Genomic DNA, 19,088 nt, shown 5'->3' on the forward strand with positions numbered 1-19,088 from the left:
TTTTGAAATTCATTGACAAAAAACAATCAATATACATCCTAATCAAATTATGAAATTCCATCGTTTACTTTTGATGACCATTGTTTTCGTGGTTTTCAACCATTGTGGTTATAACGAAATCCAGATGCAGGACGAGGCGGTAAAAGCTGCCTGGGCAGAAGTTTTGAACCAATACAAACGAAGAGCTGATTTGATTCCTCAGTTGGTAAAAGTTGTAGAAGCCTTCGCAATTCAAGAAAAAGAAGTTTTGGTTCAAGTTACTGAAGCTCGTGCCAAAGTGGGAACTATACAAGCCACACCTGAGTTAATCAACAATCCTGAGGCTTTTCGAAGATTTCAACAAGCACAAGGAGAGTTATCCAACGCCCTAAGTAGATTAATGGTAGTTGTAGAGCAGTATCCTCAACTCAAATCCGATGCGAACTTCCGGGATTTACAAGCTCAGATTGAAGGAACAGAAAATCGGATAGCTGTTGCCCGCAAACGATATATCGACTCCGTCCAAGAATATAATACCACCATCAGAATTTTTCCGAATGTGATTACAGCAAAGATTTTTGGTTATACAGAAAAACCCCAATTCGAAGTAGAAAACCTACAGGACATTTCAAAACCCCCAGAAATCCAAATCAATACAAATAAAAAATGAAAAAAATTTATAAATTATATTTATCAATTTTACTTATAATCTGGAACTTCTTTTCGATTTCTTTTCTATCAGCTCAAGGTAATCAAGATTTTGTTCCCATACCGCCCTTGACTGGAAGAGTTGTCGATTTGACCAATACTTTGACAGAAACACAAATCAATCAACTCACAAACAAACTCGAACAGATAGAGCAAACCACCAAAGCACAGGTAGTTGTGGTTTTGCTTCCTACTACAGGAATCGAAACCATTGAAGAATATTCGATCCGATTAGCCGAAGAATGGAAAATTGGAAGAAAAGGTTATGATGATGGCTTGATTCTTTTGGTTGCAAAAGAAGATCGAAAGATTCGCCTCGAGGTGGGTTATGGCTTAGAAGGAATCATTCCTGATGCGATAGCTAAAAGAATCCTTTCCGAAGTTATCATCCCTGAATTTCGAAAAGGAAACTTCTACGAAGGGATTGACAAAGGAATTGATGTTATCAGGCAAAGATTACAAAGTGAAGAACAAAATGTAGATTTTAATAGGTCGGATCAAGATGCTACACAAGAAGATACTGGCAAGTATTTTACGATAGTAATCATTCCCATGTTTGTTGCCTTTTTTCTGAGGTATCTTTTGGGCTTTTTGAGGTCCTTTTTGGTCACTGCCTTTGGAACCACGATTCTTTCTTTGTTTCTTTTTGGGTTTTCTTGGGAGATTTTATTTTTGATTTTTTTGTTCTCTTTTTTGGGATCTTTAGGAGTTTTTTCTAAGGGAAGAACTTCAGTAGGATTTTCTCGAGGTGGTTTTAGTTATGGGGGTGGATTTTCTGGAGGTGGTGGAGGTTTTGGTGGAGGTGGTGCAAGCGGTAGTTGGTAGGATATTGATCTTTTTGTGGGTACTTTTCGTTTTCCTTTCGTGTGATAGAAGAAAGACCATCGAAGACTATCTACCCAATCTTTTGGAATGTTATGTTTTTGGAACTTGTTCTACGGGTTCTCGCTACGGAATGATTGGAGATAGCTGGACCGATGCCTTTTTAGGGATTGAAGTAGAACAGGATTTATTCGATCAACTTACAAAGAGATATCGATATAAAATTGTTGCATCAAACGTTGGGGGATTGTCTTTGAAAGAGGAATTGGAATGGAGAAGAGGATTCATTTCTGTCATAAAAAATGCTGGACCCGAATTAGAATACATGCTCCTAAGCATAGGTGGTAATGACATTATTTTTCCTATTTCAGAGTTTCAAACTCATGGCGTAGAAAACACCATCAAGAAGCGTTTGGATCAATTCGAAGAGGACCTAAAAACCCTGATGGTTTTGGGGAATCAACTCAAGTTTACTTTGTACCAGGGAAAACCCTTAAAATGGATCATACATGGCTATGATTTTCCTAATCCTGAAATTGAAGAATCGTGTATACTAAATGCAGTCGAAAAAGGGATGCCAAAAGAAGAAGCTATAAATTTAATCAGTAGAATTTTAAATGAGTTCAATCAACGATTGGAAGTTTTATCAAAAACAACTTTGAATTTATATTATATTGACTTGAGAGGAACCTTAGGAGGACCTCCCATTTCCAAAAAAGAATTCATGTTGGATTGTTTGCATCCGAATACACTTGGCTTTCAACTCTTGACTGATCGATATGTTCAACAATTACAATTTATTGAGAAAAATTTATAAACAACCTTTTTCTTTTTCAATGTTCATGTTTTTATTTCTAATCCCACATCACGTTGATTCTCAGGATTTTGTGAATTTATGGAATGAGGAGTTGTCAGCTCACAAAAGGGTAGGGGTTCTGTATCAATACCAAGAAAATAAAAACAAACCCAAAAAAGGAAAAGAGCAAAACTTGACTCTTTTTGCCGAATATCGCTTTGGATTTTATGGTTTTTTTGTTGCTTTCCCTTACACGGTAAAATGGACTCCAAACTCCCAAACAAGAGGGTATGTTGATCATATCCGACTTCAGAATAAGCTACATTTTGATTTTAAAAATTTTTCATTATTGGGAGGATTACTCATTGATTTTCCCAGAAATCACGGAATGGCTGGGGACGTTCCCAAAGATATCGGCTACATAGAGCCCTATGTGGGGTTTGACTACCGGTGGTCGAAAGTCAGACTCAAGCTATCTTTGCATTGGAACACCCAAACCAATACGGAATTCAAAGAAAAAAGAAATCAAGAGTTTGAACGCACATGGAAGTTCCAACTTTCCGTAGGATATTCTATTCAGAAATATTGGATAGGATTGGAAAGTCAATATCAGAAACTTTATGATCCTAAACCTTTTGAAAAAGAGCTCTACTTTGTGGGATTGGGGCTAAGTAGGTTCTTTGAGAACCATCGTTTATCGTTGGTTTATGTTCTTCCATCGAAGCAATATGCATATCAAAGTATATGGAAGCTCCAATGGGAATTTTGGTTGTAGAGTAAAATGAATTGATGAGGTTAAATCATCATCAAAAAATACTCAAACAATTTAAGAAGAGAAAATTCAAGTTTCTTAATTATTGACTCATAGAAAAGAAGCATGGTTTTGGTATAAATTATTTGTTTTGGGAACTTAAGGAGATATTCATGAAAACCACAATTTATGGTTATCCAAAAATTGGAAGATACAGAGAATTAAAAACTGCGTTGGAGTCCTACTGGGGCGGAGAAATCACAAAAGAAGAAATGTTATCAAGAGCTAATGAAGTCAATCAACAAAGAATGAAAAAATATATCAGCCATCAGATCGATCTGATTCCTTCTGGGGATTTTTCTTTGTATGATTTTGTCTTGGATGTTTCTACGATGTTGGATTTAATTCCTGAGAGGTTTCGGGATGTGGAAGACAGCCTTGATCAATATTTTGCCATGGCAAGAGGGAATCAAAAAGCCATTGCCTGTGAAATGACAAAATGGTTTGATACGAATTATCATTATATTGTTCCGGAACTTTCAGATCAAGTTTCATTAAAGAAAAATCATCCTTTGGAGAGTTATCGTCATGCACTCAAAGAATTTTCCCTTCAAACAAAGCCAGTATTGGTGGGACCTTTTACTTTTACTTATTTGTCGAAAATCTTTAAAAATGTGAATGGTTCGGTTGCTTCAGAAAAGGCTTTCGAAAGTGAAAAATTCGAATATTATTTGAACCTTGTAGTTGAGGGTTATATTCAAGCTCTTAAAGAATTAGAGAAAGAAAAATGTGAATACGTCCAACTTGATGAGCCTGCTTTGGTGATGGATTTGTCTGACAACCACAAAAAGCTAGTTTTGTCCATTTATGATAAAATAGCAAAATCCTTATCTTCTCTTAAGATCCTTATTCAAACATATTATGAAAGTATAACTGACTATAAAGAACTCGTTTTTCGACTTCCGGTTTATGGGGTAGGTTTGGATTTTGTTTTGGGTCAAGAGAATTGGGGGTTTATAGAAAATTTTGGATTTCCTTCAGACAAGGTTTTGGTTGCAGGTCTGATTTCCGGAAGAGACATTTGGAAAACAGATTTCGAAGAAATCATGAGTCATTTCAAAACAATAGAAAAAAAAGTATCACTGGATCGAGTCATTCTTTCGAACTCATCGCCGCTATTTCACGTGCCGGTAACAATCGAAGATGAAAAAGGACACCTCCCCGAAGATTTGTTAACTGTTTTGTCTTTTGCAGATGAAAAATTAACAGAGCTTAATATGTTGAAAAATATCATTGAAGGAAAAGAAAAAATTCCCAAAAGTCCATTAAAAGAATTTTTCTCAAAATATGAAAATCAAGAAGTAAGAAAGAAAATCCAAGAGATAAAAAGCATGCACATTGAAAGAAAAACTCCCTTCAAAGAAAGATACGAAAAACAAAATTCCTTATTGAATCTTTCTCATTTCCCAACAACTACAATTGGAAGTTTCCCTCAAACAAAAGAATTAAGAAAGGTCAGAGCTGATTACAAAGCAAAGAAGATATCCCAGAGTGAATACGATGACTACATTAAAAAACAAATCGAAAATGTCATCAAGGTTCAGGAAGAGTTGGGATTAGATATTTTAGTGCATGGGGAGTTTGAACGTTCCGATATGGTAGAATTTTTTGGAGAAAAACTGAAAGGCTTTGCTTTTACCAAAAATGGATGGGTGCAATCCTATGGTTCAAGGTGTGTGAGACCTCCGATTATTTATGGTGATGTTTCTCGTCCTGAACCCATGACTTTGAAAGAAATCGTATATGCCCAAAGTTTAACTAAAAAACCCGTAAAAGGAATGTTAACTGGTGCAGTTACAATCTTAAACTGGTCCTTTTATCGAAAAGATTTACCCAAAGAAGAGATTGCCTATCAAATTGCCTTGGCATTGAATGAGGAAGTTTTGGATTTACAAAAAGCAGGTATCAAAATCATTCAAATTGATGAACCTGCTTTTCGGGAAGGTCTGCCATTAAAGAAATCCAAACAACCCCATTATTTGGATTGGGCGGTGAAGGCTTTTCGTTTATCCCATTTTGGTGTAGAAGATACTACCCAAATCCATACCCATATGTGCTATTCTGAATTTGACGAAATCATCGAATATATCTACAAAATGGATGCAGACGTAATATCAATCGAAGCATCTCGTAGCAAAGGAGACATTGTATCTGCGTTTGAGAATTTCCGTTATGACAAAGGGATTGGTCTTGGAGTTTATGATATCCATTCTCCACGTGTACCAACCAAAGAAGAAATGCAGGAGATTGTTTCAAGAGGATTGAAAGTGATCGACAAAGGTCTGTTCTGGATTAACCCTGATTGTGGATTAAAAACAAGAAAATGGGATGAAGTAATACCTTCACTAAGAAACATGGTGGAAGTCGCAAAAACCTTAAGGGAAAAAGTTTAATTCTTCTGAGATTACTGATCAAGTTTGCTATCGAAAAAAAGATTTCAATTACTAGAGAATAAAAAATTTATCTTTTTCATACAAAAAAAAGTTGAAGTTAATTCGTCCATCATTTTATATTACTAAGAAAATCCGATTCTATAGAAAAGGAGTAAAAAAATGCCAATCAACTTACAAAAGAGCATCATTGGACCAAAAATCAAAATTGAAGGGAATTTGATTAGTGATGAAGAAATCATCATCGAAGGGATTGTTCAAGGGTCAAGAGTTGATGCAGGAAACCAACCAGTGATTGTTGGATTAGGTGGAGTGGTTCATGCTGACATCTACGGAGGTGAAATCATCATCTATGGAAAAGTAAAAGGAAATTGTTATGGGAAAAAATCCATAACCCTAGGAGATAAAAGCGAGGTCATTGGTGATTTATATTCCCCAAGAATTGATATCCATCCTACAGCCTTTGTAAGTGGGAAATTAACAAAGAAATAAAAGTTTAATAAAATTCATCCATCCTCCTCAGAAACATTTTAGTTTTTAAAGATTAGATTATATCTCTTTCTTTTTTGGTTTGTTTTGGCAAAAAAATTGCTATAATAGATATAAGGAGGTTTGAATGGGTGGTTTAAAGTATATTGACCATAACATAACTGAGATTCCCTCTCATGAGGTTCCAGAATTTGTTCCTATCATTCCACTAAGAAACGCAGTGGTTTTTCCAGGGATCCTTCTTCCAATTTTTGTAGGAAGGTTAGAATCTATACGTTTGATTGAAGAACATGCTCCTGGAGCCTTGATTGGGGTTTTTACCCAAAGAGACCCTGAACAAGAGAAGGTCCGTAAAGATGATTTGCATCCTATTGGTTCTTTGGTGGAAATTCATAGAATCATTCCTATGAGTGAGGGTGGGTACCAGGTTTTTTTGCAAGGAGTACAAAAGATTGAACTTATTGAAATTGTATCTGAAGAACCCTACCTAAAGGCTAAGATCAGACCCATTTATGAAGACAAAAACTATACAGAGGCTGATGTTATTGAATTTCAAACCTACGTAATTCGGTATATAGAAAATAATCCCAGCATTCCTGATGATGCTACGAATTACATCAGGCGAATTCATAATCCCTCAGCTTTAGCAAATCAAGTCATCTTTTTTTCGAATTTATCGAATGAAGAAAAAATCAATTTTTTAAAAATTGGTTCTGTCAAAGAGAAACTTGAAGAAGCGAAGAAATATCTCTTGGATGAAACTCAAAGACTCATCATGGAAAAAGAAGTTCGAGAAAAAGTAGAAAAAGATGCAGCAAAACTTCAACGTGAATTCTATTTGAGAAAGCAATTGGAAACCATCAGAAAAGAATTAGGTGAAATTGATAGTTCTGATGTAGAAGAATTAGAAAAAAGGATTGTAGAAAAAAAATTACCAGATCACGTAAGAAAAGCTGTAGACAAAGAATTCAAACGGTATAAACGCTTAATGGAGTCACCCCATGGAACAAACTTAGAAGCAACACAAATCCGCAACTGGTTAGAGTTAGTCTTGGATTTGCCATGGAACGTAGAAGAAGAAAGAGAAAAACTTCAAGAAGAATTAAAGCAAATTGATTTAGAAAAAGCCCAAAAAATTTTAGATGAAGATCACGAAGGCTTAGAAGAAGTAAAAAAGCGAATTTTAGAATACTTAGCGGTTGAAAAGAAAGCAAAAAACCTTCATGCTCCGATTTTATGTTTCATTGGTCCACCTGGCGTGGGAAAGACTTCATTAGGAAAATCCATTGCAAAATGTATGAATCGTCCATTAGTAAGAGCTTCTTTGGGTGGTGTGAGGGATGAAGCAGAAATCCGAGGTCATCGTAGAACCTACGTAGGAGCAATGCCAGGGAAAATCATCTCTTCCATGAAAAAAGCTGAAACCATAGCTCCTGTTTTCTTGTTAGATGAAATAGATAAAATCAGTTATTCTTTTCATGGTGATCCTGCAGCCGCTCTTTTAGAGGTTTTGGATCCTGAGCAAAATCATACCTTTGAGGATCATTATTTAGGGCTACCTTATGACTTATCCAAGGTAGTGTTCATAGCAACGGCGAATACCATAGATACCATACCAGCTCCCCTATTAGATCGAATGGAAATCGTGACGTTATCAGGCTATACAACCAGTGAAAAAATAAGAATAGCCAAAAATCATCTTATTCCTAATGCACGTAGAACCTATCAATTAACCGAAAACGAATGGCTCATAACAGACGAAGCTCTAGAAAAGATCGTTGAAGGATACACACGAGAAGCAGGAGTTCGGAATCTAAAACGACAAATTGAAAGTATTGCAAGAAAGGTCGTCTTAAAAATAGAAAAAGAAAAGGATCTAGCATTGCCGGTGGTTGTTGATGTTAATGACTTGGTAGAGTATTTAGGAAAAGAAAGATACTACAAAGATCACAAAGAACACATACGAATTCCCGGCGTTGCTATCGGATTGGCGTGGACCCCTGTTGGTGGTGATATTTTATATATCGAAACGACGAAATTCCCTGGTAAAGGAAATTTGAAGCTTTCAGGAAGATTAGGTGATGTGATGAAGGAGTCTGCTCATTTGGCTTTTTCGTTCTTGCGTGCTCATGCGAATGAATTGAACATACAAAATTCTTTGTTTCATGATTATGATTTTCATATCCATGTTCCCAGTGGTGCCGTTCCCAAAGATGGACCATCCGCAGGAATTACCATCCTTGTTTCTTTGGCTAGTTTGTTGACGAACACTCCCATTGATCAAGATCTTGCGATGACGGGAGAGATTTCTCTGCGAGGAAAGGTTTTGCCAGTTGGTGGCATCAAAGAAAAAGTAATTGCCGCTAAATCAGCAGGAATTTCGACGGTAATTCTACCCGACAAAAACCGAGCGGATTTCGAAGAAATCCCCGAATATATTCGCTCAGGCATCCAAGTAGAATATTATTCCGATATGATGGATGTATTGAGACGAGTTCTTCCTCAAGTTTTTCAAAAACCAAAATTTACCGATAGAGAGGGCTGGTAGGTATTCTTTTAGTGTCGAAAATGCCTCATGTCGGTAAAAACCATGGCGATTCCGTATTCATTGGCAGTGTCTATAACTTCTTGATCTCTGATGGAACCACCGGGTTGTATTACAGCTCTGGCTCCAGCCTTGGCTACTATTTCTAATCCGTCTTTGAAAGGGAAAAACGCATCAGAAGCTACATAAGAGTCTTTAAGGCTGATACCATTTTTGATGGCTTTACGAACAGCGAGTTCGGCAGAATCAACGCGGCTCATCTGTCCAGCCCCGATTGCCAGTGTAGCATTTTTGCTCGTAAATATAATGGCATTGGATTTTACAAATTTCACAACCTTCCAAGCAAACTCAAGCCCAAGCCAATCATCTTCTGTGGGTTGTTTTTGAGTCACCACTCGCCAATTTTCTCTATCGTTATAAGATACATCCATATCTTGATAGAGATAACCATTCATCGCAAAACGTAATTCTTTTTGAGGCATTAAAAGAACCTCGGGTTGTGGAAGCTCCACAATCCTTATATTTGCTTTTTTTTCAAAGATTTTTAATGCTTCTTTTGTATATTCTCTGGCTATTACACACTCCACGAATTGTTCGGTGATTTTTTCGGCTAATTCTTCTTGAACGATACCATTGATTGCGATAATTCCTCCAAAAGCACTTACGGGATCACATCTACGTGCCAAAAGGAAGGCATCCACCAATTCTTTTTCATCTGTGGCATAGGCTGCTCCTGACGGATTTAGGTGTTTTACAATGGCAACACCGTAATGAGGCAAAGAAGCTGCGCATTGCATGGCTGCAGTCAAATCCAACAAGTTGTTGAATGAAAGTTCTTTCCCTTGATGGATGATAAAACCCAACTCATTCGGAGCATCTCGATGAATAGAAAGCAAATCCCGATAAAAATGGGCTTTTTGGTGAGGATTCTCTCCATATCGTAAAGGATGGACTTTTTTTAATGGAATTGTGATAATGTCTGGAAAATCTTCTTGGGTTTTCTTTCTAAAATACTCTGAGATAATTGCATCATAAGAAGAAGTGATACGAAATGCCTTTGCAGCAAGCCGAAGGGATGTATGCTGGGAAACATATCCATTTAACATATCTAATTCTTTGATAAGTTCAACGTAATCAGAAGGATCACATACAACGACAGTATGAAAATAATTTTTGGCTGAAGCTCTGATGAGGGTAGGACCTCCAATGTCAATGTTTTCAATGATTTCGAGTTCTTCTTCGAGAGTAGAAAGATTGGGGTACTTTAAAAAAGATTTTACAAAGGGGTAAAGGTTTACTACCACCATGTCAATTTTTGAGATATTCATTTCTTCTAAGGTTCTACGATGTTCAGGATTGGATAGGTTGGCTAATATCCCTGCATGAATGACGGGGTGTAAGGTTTTGACTCTCCCATCCAGAATCTCTGGGAATTGCGTGACTTCTTCTATGGATTTTACAGGGATTTGGTTTTCTTGTAAGTATTTATAAGTTCCTCCAGTGGATATGATTTCTACTTGATATTTCAACAAATGCTTTGATAATTCCAGTATGCCTGTTTTGTCGTAAACTGAGATCAATGCTCGTTGGATTTTGATCATGTTTTTCTCCTATGATTTAATGATGACTATTTTTCGTTTTTGGTTGGGGGAAGGTCGTATTTCTAATTTGTTTTCACAAAAAAGCTTTATGGCTTTAACGTAAAGTTTATGTTCTTCTTGTAAAATCAAGTCTGCGATCTCTTTTTCGGTAGCGCCTTCGGGGATTTCAACGGCTTTTTGTAAAATGATGGGACCGGTATCCACGTTTTCATCAATAAAGTGGACTGTGCAGCCAGAGACCTTAACACCATATTCCCATGCCTGCCTTTGAGCATGAAGCCCCGGAAAAGAAGGTAGTAAAGAAGGATGGATGTTCATAATTCTGTTTTCGAAAGTTTGTACAAATTCTTTTGATAAGATTCTCATAAAGCCAGCTCCCAAAATCAGATCAGGTTCAAAAGATTTTGCCGCCTCAAGCAGGTCTCTGTGGAAATCCTCTTTTTGAGAGTAATTTTTAAAAGGAATGACTTTTACTGGGATTTGATAATTTCTTGCGTGTTGCTCAGCTCCTGTGTTTTCTCTATCGGTTATTAGTCCCACCATCTTGGCATTCGGGATTTCTTTGGATTCAATCGCTTTGAGTATGGCTAAGAAATTGCTACCTCTTCCAGAAGCTAATGCCAAAAGGCGATACATGAAACCATTTTTTGTATGGATTTCTGTAAAAAAAGAGAAAAAAAGATCAAAAATAAATCTCTGAAATTTTGAACCACTTAAAGAGTCAAATTTTGATTATTTTATAAAGTTTAAAAACTAATTTCTTGTGGGGTGCTTTGATGATTGTTTTTGAAAAAAATTCTCTTATTCGTTTTGATTGAGTTGTTTTAATAGCATTACATAAAAATTGATAATAAACCAATTAAAACTCTGACGAAATCCAAAATGAAAAAGAAGAGACTTCATCTTCGAGCTATGAAAAACGTCTTGATAGGTTTTTGGTTTTTTTTCTCTTTTGTTTCTTTGGCATCTCAAGAGTATGTGATCATTGTAAAGTCGAAATCCGAAGAACGAACACCCCAAAAAGAAGAAATCTACATTCCAAAAGATAGCTTTCATTATACGTTGGATAAATTGTTAGAAAAAGAAAATGGAGTTTTAATTCAGAAATTCGGCGGTGAAGGTAGTTATTCTCTGATTCGGATTCGGGGAAGTAATGCCAATCAAGTTCATCTTTATTTAGATGGTATTCCCTTGAACTTTGCATCGTATAGTGAGGTGGATGTATCAGACCTGAGCTTATGGAACTACCAAAAAATAGAATTCCAAAAAAACGGGAGCATGACGGGATTAGTGGGAAGTAGTATTGGAGGAAGTATTAACCTCATACCAAACTACGAAACCGAAAGAAATCAAGTTTTTCTACATGGGGGGAGCTTTGGAACTTTTGGAGGAGGTATTAACTACAACTTTGCATGGAAGGATCATACGCAAGAACCCAAGTTCTATTTGGGGATTGCTGCTATGAGTGAAAGCTCAAAACAAGATTATGAGTTTCTTAATCACAATGGGACAATTTACTTTAATCGTTTAGATGATTACAAAGACAAACAGAGAAATGCCTACTATCGAAAAACAAGTGGACTCATTACTTCGTCCTTCTCGTTAGGGAAAACTCAGGTGCGGATTCTCAATGATTCGTTTTATCGTGTTCATGGAATACCCGGTCCTATCACAAGACAAACAGAAAAAACGAAAAGAGAGCATTTTCGAAATACCTCAGGGATACGAATAGTATCAAAGGGCATCTTTTGGGGAAACTTCCAACTCGATACCCGTTGGTATTATACCTACATCAAAAATCGGTTTTACGATCCTCGAAACGAATTGGCATTTAGTAGCAACAATAGCAGAGCTGAACTCAACAATAAAGGTGTTCATCTAATCCCAGGGTGGAGTTTTATCATAACCCAAAATTTTTGGTATAAAACTCAATTTCTTTTGGGATACGAAGAAGAATATTTTTTTGAAAATCGCTACTCCAACTTCAACATCAAAACCACAGAAATTCCCGAAAAAAAGCGTTATCATTATAGTTTTCACTTTCATCAGCAATTTTCTTTTTTTGATGAATTCATAGAATTTCTGCCAGAATTTCGCTATGAAGAATACCGTAATAACTTTCTCATAGAAACCCGAACCAAACAACTCCTTACAATAGATGAAATCAAAAAAGACGAAAGTAAAATTTCTTTTGTGAATAGTTTGTATTCTCTCATATTCAATTTGATAAAAAATCAAAATCAAAAGTGGAATTTTTTTATAAAATATCATCAAGAAAAACGAATCCCTTCCTTTATTGAGCTTTTTGGAGAAAAAGGTTCTATTGTTCCCAATTTGAAGCTCCGTCCAGAACAATCTTATAACAGCGAAGTAGGAAGTATCTTTCAGTTTAAAAACATATTTCTTGATGTTCGAGGATATTATCGATGGGTTCGAGATTTGATTCGTTTTTTACCCAATTCTCAGTTTTCATTGAGAGCAGAAAACATCCAAAGAGCTCGCATTCGTGGTTTCGAAACAACAGCAAAATACAAGCATGATTGGTTTCAGATTTATCTGGCTTATCAATACATGCAGGCAAAGAGAATTGGAACAAGTCGAAGTGCTCAAGAAGAAATTTATATCCCCTTGATGCCGCTTCATACCTTCAAAGGAGGAATCCATCTCTTTCCTGAAAACACATGGGAATTTCAAATTGAAGGAATTTACTATGGAGCCTTTTTCCGTAATGAGTCCAATGATTACTTCTCCTACCAGCCAAGAAAGTGGATTTTTCATTTTACTATGATCTATCGTTATCAAAAACAATTACTGGCTTATCTTGAGGTTCGAAATACCCAAAACCTTCTTTACGAAGACATCATAGGTTATCCTTTACCAGGAAGGAGTTATGTTCTTGGTGTTAAATACTTTTTCGATTAGAAAAAATATAAAGAATTTTATAAAATTATTTTACAAATTTTTTTTAATTTTAGTTTTTGTTTCTTGTTCGGATATCAAAAGACCAAGTTTGTTTTTTGCTTTCTTTACCCCCAGAGGAGATGTAGGGGTTATCACATCAGATTTTAGTGGTTCGGGAAGATTCTATACCATTGATTCTACCGGATTTTTATCTCCAAATTTTATACCCATATACTCAGATGCTGTAGGTTTTTATTTAGATGAAAAAATTATTCTTATCAATCGATTAGGTCGAGATAGCATACAATTTTTGGATCCGAATTTTTTAAATCGAACTATTCTGGAGTTTAGCACTGGGAAGAATTCCAACCCTCATGGAATCGCTTTTTATCAAAATAAAGCCTACATCACTTTGTATGAGAAAAATTATTTACTTGTGGTTGATAAAAACACAGGTCTTGAACTAAAACGAATTGATTTACAACCATATGTGGACAAAAATACGTTTTCTGTTCCTGACAATTTACCAGAAGCTTCTGGGATTATTTCTTATGATAATCGAATTTATGTGGCTATCCAAAGGCTTGATCGAACTAATCCGAATTTTATTTTCCCACCAACAGATTACTCAGCTCTTCTTGAGGTTGATCCTCAAGATGATGTGGTTATCCAAGAACATCGATTGATTTTCACTAATCCTTTGAATAAACTAAAGATTTATAACATTACGAATGAAGATTGTATTTTTGTTGCAACGCCATCATTTTTGGGTTTTAATTTTCGCATTGATGGTGGGATTGAAGCCTTTTGTCCTAAAAGCAAACAGCAATTTGTTGTTCTTACAGAGCAAGAAGTTGGCGGAGATATCCTGGATTTTGTGATACGTGACTCTCAACGTGGCTATGCGCTGGTGCTTTTTCAGGATTTCAGTAATGCTTTGGTGGAATTTCATCCTCAACTAGCAAAATCCATACGGCAAGTTTTATTTTATAAAAATCAAGAAGGTTTTGCCGCTGGATTGGAAATAGATGAAAACGGAATTCTATACTTAGGAGAAAGTTCTGCCTACCCCTCCGTAAAGATTTATAATACGAATACAAGTAGTTTTCAAGGGCAGGTGCTTCTTCCTCAAAGACCAACGGATATCTTTTTGCTAAAATAAATTAAATTCGAGAGTTTTTTGATATATCTTGATATATCTTGAGGAGCTTCAAAGAGGATATTCAAAACGAATGAAAAAAATCTTGTCTAAGCTTTGTAAAGAAATAACATAAATTCATGAAAAACTATTTTCTTCTTGGGGCAAGTAAAGGTATTGGATTTGGTATTGCTCTCGAGCTTGTGAAGAAAGGCAACAGAGTCTTCTTAGGAAGTAGAAATCCAACCAACTTGGAAAAAGCCAAAGAAATCTTGGATCAAATCCAACCTAATTTTACTTTATATGAAAGTGTCGATGTTTCGTCGTATGAGTCTATGGAACGTTGGTTCAACGTTGGGATTTCTAAATTCGGGACTATTGATGGTTTACTTATCAATTATGGGGGACCTCCGGCTGGATCATTTTTTGATTTTCATGATAAAGACTGGCAACAAGCTTTTGAGTTCATGCTTCTTAATCCTATTCGATTGCTGAGACTTTCTTATCCTTACTTAAAGCAAAGTCAAGGTTCGGTTTTAGTGATCACTTCCTTAGCAGTGAAAGAACCCATTGAAAATTTACTTTTGTCAAATGTATTTCGTTCTGCCATCACTTCTTTGATCAAAACTCTGTCTTTTGAGTGGGCACCGGAAGTGCGGTTGAATTGCCTCATGCCTGGACGAATTGATACGGATCGCATAAGAGAACTCGAAGAAAAAAATGCCACGAAGTGGCAAAAAACAGCCAGTGAAATCAGGGAAGAATTCCTAAAGAAAATCCCCCTAAAAAGATACGGAACCATAGAAGAAATCGGAAAGACGGGGGCTTTCCTCCTTTCAGAGGAATCAAGCTATATCACGGGAACAAGTATTTTAGTGGATGGAGGAATCTCTCGTAGTCTATTTTGATTTATTTAAAGACCGAGTCCATTTGTTGTCGAGATATGGCTTTTTCCCAATCTTCTTTTTCAATTACTTTGAAGGGAAGCTTTTCGATCTGGATGCGGTTTAATATCTTTCCGATTTCTCCTTTGTTTTTTGGCGCTAAGTAGAAAAATTCCGTATTACACTTGGGACATTTCGTGTGCTTAACGAAATTGAGTCCCACTTCTTTACAGTTCGCACACATACCATAAAAATCATCAATGATCATCAAATGCTTGGTGATTTCTTTGAGATCGACTTTTTCCCAAACACGAATGTAGAGCTCACTCATTCTTTTAGTATTTTTGCTTTTTATTTGAAAATCAAGTTCATTTTTACTCAAATCGCTTGTATAATCCAATCATTTTTCCTAAAATGATCACTTCTTTTGTGATGATGGGTTTATACTTGGGATTTGCGGGTTCCAAACGAACATGATCTTTTTCTTTATAGAAATATTTCAATGTAGCTTCATCTCCAATTAGAGCTACTACGATGTCGCCATTTTCTGCGATTGATGTTTTTCGAATGATGGCAATGTCACCGTCGTGGATTTTTGCATCAATCATAGAGTCCCCCGTAACCCGCAACGCAAAGATTTCTTTTTCGGAATTCGCAGGCAAAATCGCTCTTGGGAAGGTCAAATAATCTTCGATGTTTTCTTCGGCTAAGATGGGAGCTCCTGCTGCGATCCTTCCTAAAAGCGGGATTTTGATGAATTCTTGTTGTTCTTGGGATTTTACGATCTCGATGGCTCGGCTTCGGTTTTTTTCGGTTTTAATGAAGCCTTTTTTTTCGATCGCCTTTAGGTGATCATAGGCACCTTTCGGTGTGATTTTAAAATGTTCGGCTATCTCTCGTATGGAGGGAGGATAATTTTTTTCTTTGGTATATCTCGTAATGAATTCTAGAATTTGCTTTTGTTTTTGAGTTAAATCCTTCATGCTTAACAAAAAATTAGAAAACAAAAAATAGTCAATAGATTTTTAGTAGAAGAAAGAAGTTCGCCAGTGGCGAACTCATTTTTTATAAAACTGAACCTGCTTTTGCCACTTCTAAATCTGCGAACATGCCTTCGAATAAAACTGACGATAGGTATCGTTCTGCTGCATCTGGTAAAACAACGACAATTAGTTTTCCTTCGTTTTCTGGTCGATTTGCTTGTCTAAGAGCTGCGACCATAGCAGCACCACTTGAGATCCCACTGAGAATTCCTTCTTCTTTGGCGAGTCTTTTTGCCATCTCAATGGCTTCCTCATTACTTACGGTTTCTACTTCATCGACCAAGGACAAATCCAAATTCTTTGGCACAAATCCAGCACCAATTCCTTGTATCTTATGTGGGCTAGGTGTCAATGGTTCTCCTCTGAGGGTTTGTGTGATCACAGGGGAATGAATTGGTTCTACGGCGACGGATTTAATGGGTTTTCCTTTAGTTTTTTTGATATAACGACTAACACCAGTGATGGTTCCTCCTGTTCCAACACCTGCAACTAAAATATCAATCTGTCCGTCCGTATCATTCCAAATCTCGGGACCTGTAGTTGTTTCATGAATGTAAGGATTGGCAGGATTTTCAAATTGCTGTGGCATGAAGTATCTTTTTGGATTGCTATTTACGATCTCATTGGCTTTTTCGATAGCTCCCCTCATTCCCTTAGAGGCTTCTGTGAGGATGAGATTTGCCCCCAAAATCCGAAGTACCTTTCTTCGTTCAATTGACATGCTCTCTGGCATGGTGAGGGTTAACTTATAGCCTCTAGCCGCAGCAACGAATGCTAAAGCAATCCCCGTATTTCCAGAAGTAGGTTCAACAATTTCCATTCCTGGTTTTAAGATTCCTCTTTTTTCTGCGTCCCAAATCATGCTTGCTCCAATCCTGCACTTCACAGAATAAGCAGGGTTTCTTCCTTCAATCTTGGCAACTATGGTTGCAAAGGAGCCTTTTGAAATCCGATTGATTTTTACCAATGGTGTGTTCCCGATCGCATAGGAATTGTCTTCATATATTCTCATGTTTAACTCCTAACAATTTATTTTCTACAAAATAGATAGGAATAATAGAAAAGTCAAACTTTTTTTATTACTTCGAAAATGTAAGAGGCATATTTTTTTCAAAACGAAAAAGATTCTTGATTTATTACTTAACTTCCGTTTCATAATTATGATGAACCCAAAAAAGGAATATGAATTTGTCTTGGACTATATCTTGAACAAAGCCACTCCGGAAGAACTGGCTGGGATTGAATTGGCGCTTGAAAGACGAAAGATGCGTTCTCCGACTTCGTTGAAGGACCTAAACATAGAAAAAATGGCAAAAGAGATGGCATCGAAAATCTCTCAATCATTCAAAGTGGATGTGAAGGGCATGGCAAGAAGACTCGTTGCTCAGTTGATTTTACAACATGAACCCAATATCAGCGAAGAACATTTGGAGAAGTTATTGGATTATTATGTTCCTGATGAAAATAAAACGAGCCTTCCGAGAGAGTTGTTACACGTGATGGTTCAGCAATTTTTGGATTATGCTTTAGGAAAAATGCCCCAAAGCCAGATAGAAGAACTCAAAAGAACAGCACCCAAGTGGCATGAAAAATACTGGAATGCTTTCCCCCTTTCGGTTCGAGTTCTCATTTCTGATTTCTTGAAGGGAAAAATAAGTTCGACAGAATTTTGGCTGGAATTAAAAAAAATCCTTTAATGGAATTCCATCACCGCAGCGGTATTCATACTTGCCAAAAATTCCTCATTTGTCTTGGTTAACTTCATTTTACTGAGGAGAAACTCCATAGCTTCAATCGGAGATAGCGGACTCAAAATCTTTCTCAGTAAATAAACCCTTGTCAAAACTTCTTCTGGTAGAAGCAGATCTTCTTTACGAGTTCCCGATTTATTCAAATCAATCGCTGGGAAAATCCTTCGATCTGCCAACCTGCGATCCAAATGAATTTCCATGTTTCCCGTTCCTTTAAATTCCTCGAAAATCACCTCATCCATCTTAGAACCTGTTTCAATCAAAGCTGTAGCAATAATCGTTAAAGATCCACCGTTTTCGATATTTCGTGCAGCACCAAAAAACTTCTTGGGTTTATGCAAAGCATTTGAGTCCATACCCCCGGAAAGGATTTTTCCCGAAGTCGGAGTGGTCTGGTTATATGCCCTTGCAAGCCGCGTGATGGAATCCAACAAAATCACTACGTCTTTCCCAAACTCCACAAGGCGTTTGGCTTTTTCTAAAACAATTTCTGCTACACTGCAATGCCTTGATGCTTCTTCATCGAAGGTTGAGCTGATAACTTCTCCTTTTACATTTCTTGCCATGTCGGTGACTTCTTCAGGTCGCTCATCAATCAAGAGGACAATCAAATAGACTTCAGGATGGTTAGTCGTGATTGCATTTGCGATATGCTGAAGTAATACAGTTTTTCCTACCCTTGGAGGAGCTACGATCAATCCTCGTTGTCCCTTCCCAATCGGAACGAATAGATCAATGATACGAGTATCCAAATAATCAGAACGGTATTCGAGTTCGAATTTTTCCATCGGATAGATCGGAGTGAGGTTGTCGAACAAGATTCGGTTTTTTGCTTTTTCGGGATTATCTCCATTTACTTTGTCAATCCTGAGTAAAGCATAGTATTTTTCGTTGGAGCTTGAATTGGGTGGACGAACCTGCCCTTCAATGGTATCTCCTGTTTGGAGTTTAAAGTGCTTGATTTGATTCGATGAAACATAAATATCATCAGGACTTTGAAGATAGCTGTAATTAGCACTTCGTAAGAAGCCATATCCCTCAGGGCGTTTATCCAATACTCCCGTAGCATAAACTATACCATTTCGTTGGAGTTGTTTTTGCATGATGGAATAAATGATACTTTGACGCTTACCAGAGACATCCTCAACTCCCATTTGAATGGCGAGCTGAATCAATTCTTCAATTGGCATAGAGGTAATCTTTGTGAGGTGAAGAGGAGGTGGAGTTTCT

The 19,088-nt window shown here is 36.8% G+C and carries 16 protein-coding genes and 1 pseudogene; 11 read left to right on the plus strand and 6 right to left on the minus strand.

The genetic code is table 11. The annotated features are described in order from the left end of the window. Nucleotides 1-49 precede the first annotated feature (49 nt). The 7 genes from NZ853_08480 (at nt 50) to lon (ending at nt 8,543) form a co-directional block, all read left to right on the plus strand. Entirely contained in the window at nt 50-649 is a 600-nt protein-coding gene (locus tag NZ853_08480; GenBank protein ID MCS7205720.1) for a LemA family protein, read from the plus strand. Next, complete coding sequence (locus NZ853_08485; protein ID MCS7205721.1) at nt 646-1,512, plus strand: YgcG family protein; 867 nt, start codon at nt 646-648, stop codon at nt 1,510-1,512. The genes NZ853_08480 and NZ853_08485 overlap by 4 nt, the downstream gene beginning before the upstream one ends. After that, nucleotides 1,448-2,326, plus strand: coding sequence for an SGNH/GDSL hydrolase family protein (locus NZ853_08490; protein ID MCS7205722.1), 879 nt, complete (start codon nt 1,448-1,450; stop codon nt 2,324-2,326). The genes NZ853_08485 and NZ853_08490 overlap by 65 nt, the downstream gene beginning before the upstream one ends. Nucleotides 2,327-2,351: 25 nt before the next feature. Next, a complete protein-coding gene (locus tag NZ853_08495) occupies nt 2,352-3,080 on the plus strand; it encodes a hypothetical protein (protein ID MCS7205723.1) in 729 nt (242 codons plus the stop codon). Nucleotides 3,081-3,229: 149 nt separating this feature from the next. Next, nucleotides 3,230-5,509: a 5-methyltetrahydropteroyltriglutamate--homocysteine S-methyltransferase gene (gene metE / locus NZ853_08500; protein MCS7205724.1), complete on the plus strand. Its 2,280-nt coding sequence runs from the start codon at nt 3,230-3,232 to the stop codon at nt 5,507-5,509. 159 nt (nt 5,510-5,668) lie between these two features. Then, nucleotides 5,669-5,998, plus strand: a complete 330-nt coding sequence (locus NZ853_08505) for a polymer-forming cytoskeletal protein (protein ID MCS7205725.1) — start codon at nt 5,669-5,671, stop codon at nt 5,996-5,998. A gap of 124 nt (nt 5,999-6,122) precedes the next feature. Beyond that, nucleotides 6,123-8,543 carry an endopeptidase La gene (lon, locus tag NZ853_08510; protein MCS7205726.1) on the plus strand — a complete coding sequence of 807 codons (2,421 nt, stop codon included), beginning with the start codon at nt 6,123-6,125 and terminating at the stop codon, nt 8,541-8,543. 8 nt (nt 8,544-8,551) lie between these two features. Here the strand turns inward: lon and purH are convergent, their stop codons facing one another. Together purH and purN are read right to left on the minus strand one after the other, a co-directional pair. Then, nucleotides 8,552-10,141: a bifunctional phosphoribosylaminoimidazolecarboxamide formyltransferase/IMP cyclohydrolase gene (purH, locus tag NZ853_08515; GenBank protein MCS7205727.1), complete on the minus strand. Its 1,590-nt coding sequence runs from the start codon at nt 10,139-10,141 to the stop codon at nt 8,552-8,554. A gap of 9 nt (nt 10,142-10,150) precedes the next feature. Then, nucleotides 10,151-10,777, minus strand: a complete 627-nt coding sequence (gene purN / locus NZ853_08520) for a phosphoribosylglycinamide formyltransferase (GenBank protein ID MCS7205728.1) — start codon at nt 10,775-10,777, stop codon at nt 10,151-10,153. Nucleotides 10,778-11,023: 246 nt separating this feature from the next. Between purN and NZ853_08525 the strand changes: the two genes are divergently transcribed. From NZ853_08525 to NZ853_08535, 3 genes are all read left to right on the plus strand, one after another. Then, a complete protein-coding gene (locus tag NZ853_08525) occupies nt 11,024-13,063 on the plus strand; it encodes a TonB-dependent receptor (protein MCS7205729.1) in 2,040 nt (679 codons plus the stop codon). Between the two features lie 88 nt (nt 13,064-13,151). Next, complete coding sequence (locus NZ853_08530) at nt 13,152-14,204, plus strand: hypothetical protein (protein MCS7205730.1); 1,053 nt, start codon at nt 13,152-13,154, stop codon at nt 14,202-14,204. Nucleotides 14,205-14,320: 116 nt separating this feature from the next. Then, nucleotides 14,321-15,088 (plus strand): SDR family oxidoreductase, encoded by a 768-nt coding sequence (locus tag NZ853_08535; protein ID MCS7205731.1) that lies wholly within the window; start codon nt 14,321-14,323, stop codon nt 15,086-15,088. Nucleotide 15,089: 1 nt separating this feature from the next. On the opposite strand, the gene NZ853_08540 is transcribed toward NZ853_08535, so the two are convergent. From NZ853_08540 to cysK, 3 genes are all read right to left on the minus strand, one after another. Next, a complete protein-coding gene (locus NZ853_08540; GenBank protein MCS7205732.1) occupies nt 15,090-15,395 on the minus strand; it encodes a hypothetical protein in 306 nt (101 codons plus the stop codon). Between the two features lie 43 nt (nt 15,396-15,438). Next, nucleotides 15,439-16,047: a transcriptional repressor LexA gene (gene lexA, locus NZ853_08545; GenBank protein ID MCS7205733.1), complete on the minus strand. Its 609-nt coding sequence runs from the start codon at nt 16,045-16,047 to the stop codon at nt 15,439-15,441. Between the two features lie 82 nt (nt 16,048-16,129). Beyond that, nucleotides 16,130-17,119, minus strand: a complete 990-nt coding sequence (gene cysK, locus NZ853_08550; GenBank protein MCS7205734.1) for a cysteine synthase A — start codon at nt 17,117-17,119, stop codon at nt 16,130-16,132. A 148-nt stretch (nt 17,120-17,267) separates the two neighbouring features. On the opposite strand from cysK, the gene NZ853_08555 reads away from it, so the two are divergent. After that, nucleotides 17,268-17,804, plus strand: a complete 537-nt coding sequence (locus NZ853_08555) for a hypothetical protein (GenBank protein MCS7205735.1) — start codon at nt 17,268-17,270, stop codon at nt 17,802-17,804. Here the strand turns inward: NZ853_08555 and rho are convergent. Beyond that, nucleotides 17,801-19,084 (minus strand): annotated as a pseudogene (gene rho / locus NZ853_08560) (transcription termination factor Rho). The gene NZ853_08555 and the pseudogene rho overlap by 4 nt on opposite strands. Nucleotides 19,085-19,088: the final 4 nt, after the last annotated feature.

The organism is Leptospiraceae bacterium (genome assembly GCA_025059995.1).
In the GTDB taxonomy this organism is placed as follows: Bacteria; Spirochaetota; Leptospiria; order Leptospirales; family Leptonemataceae; genus SKYB61.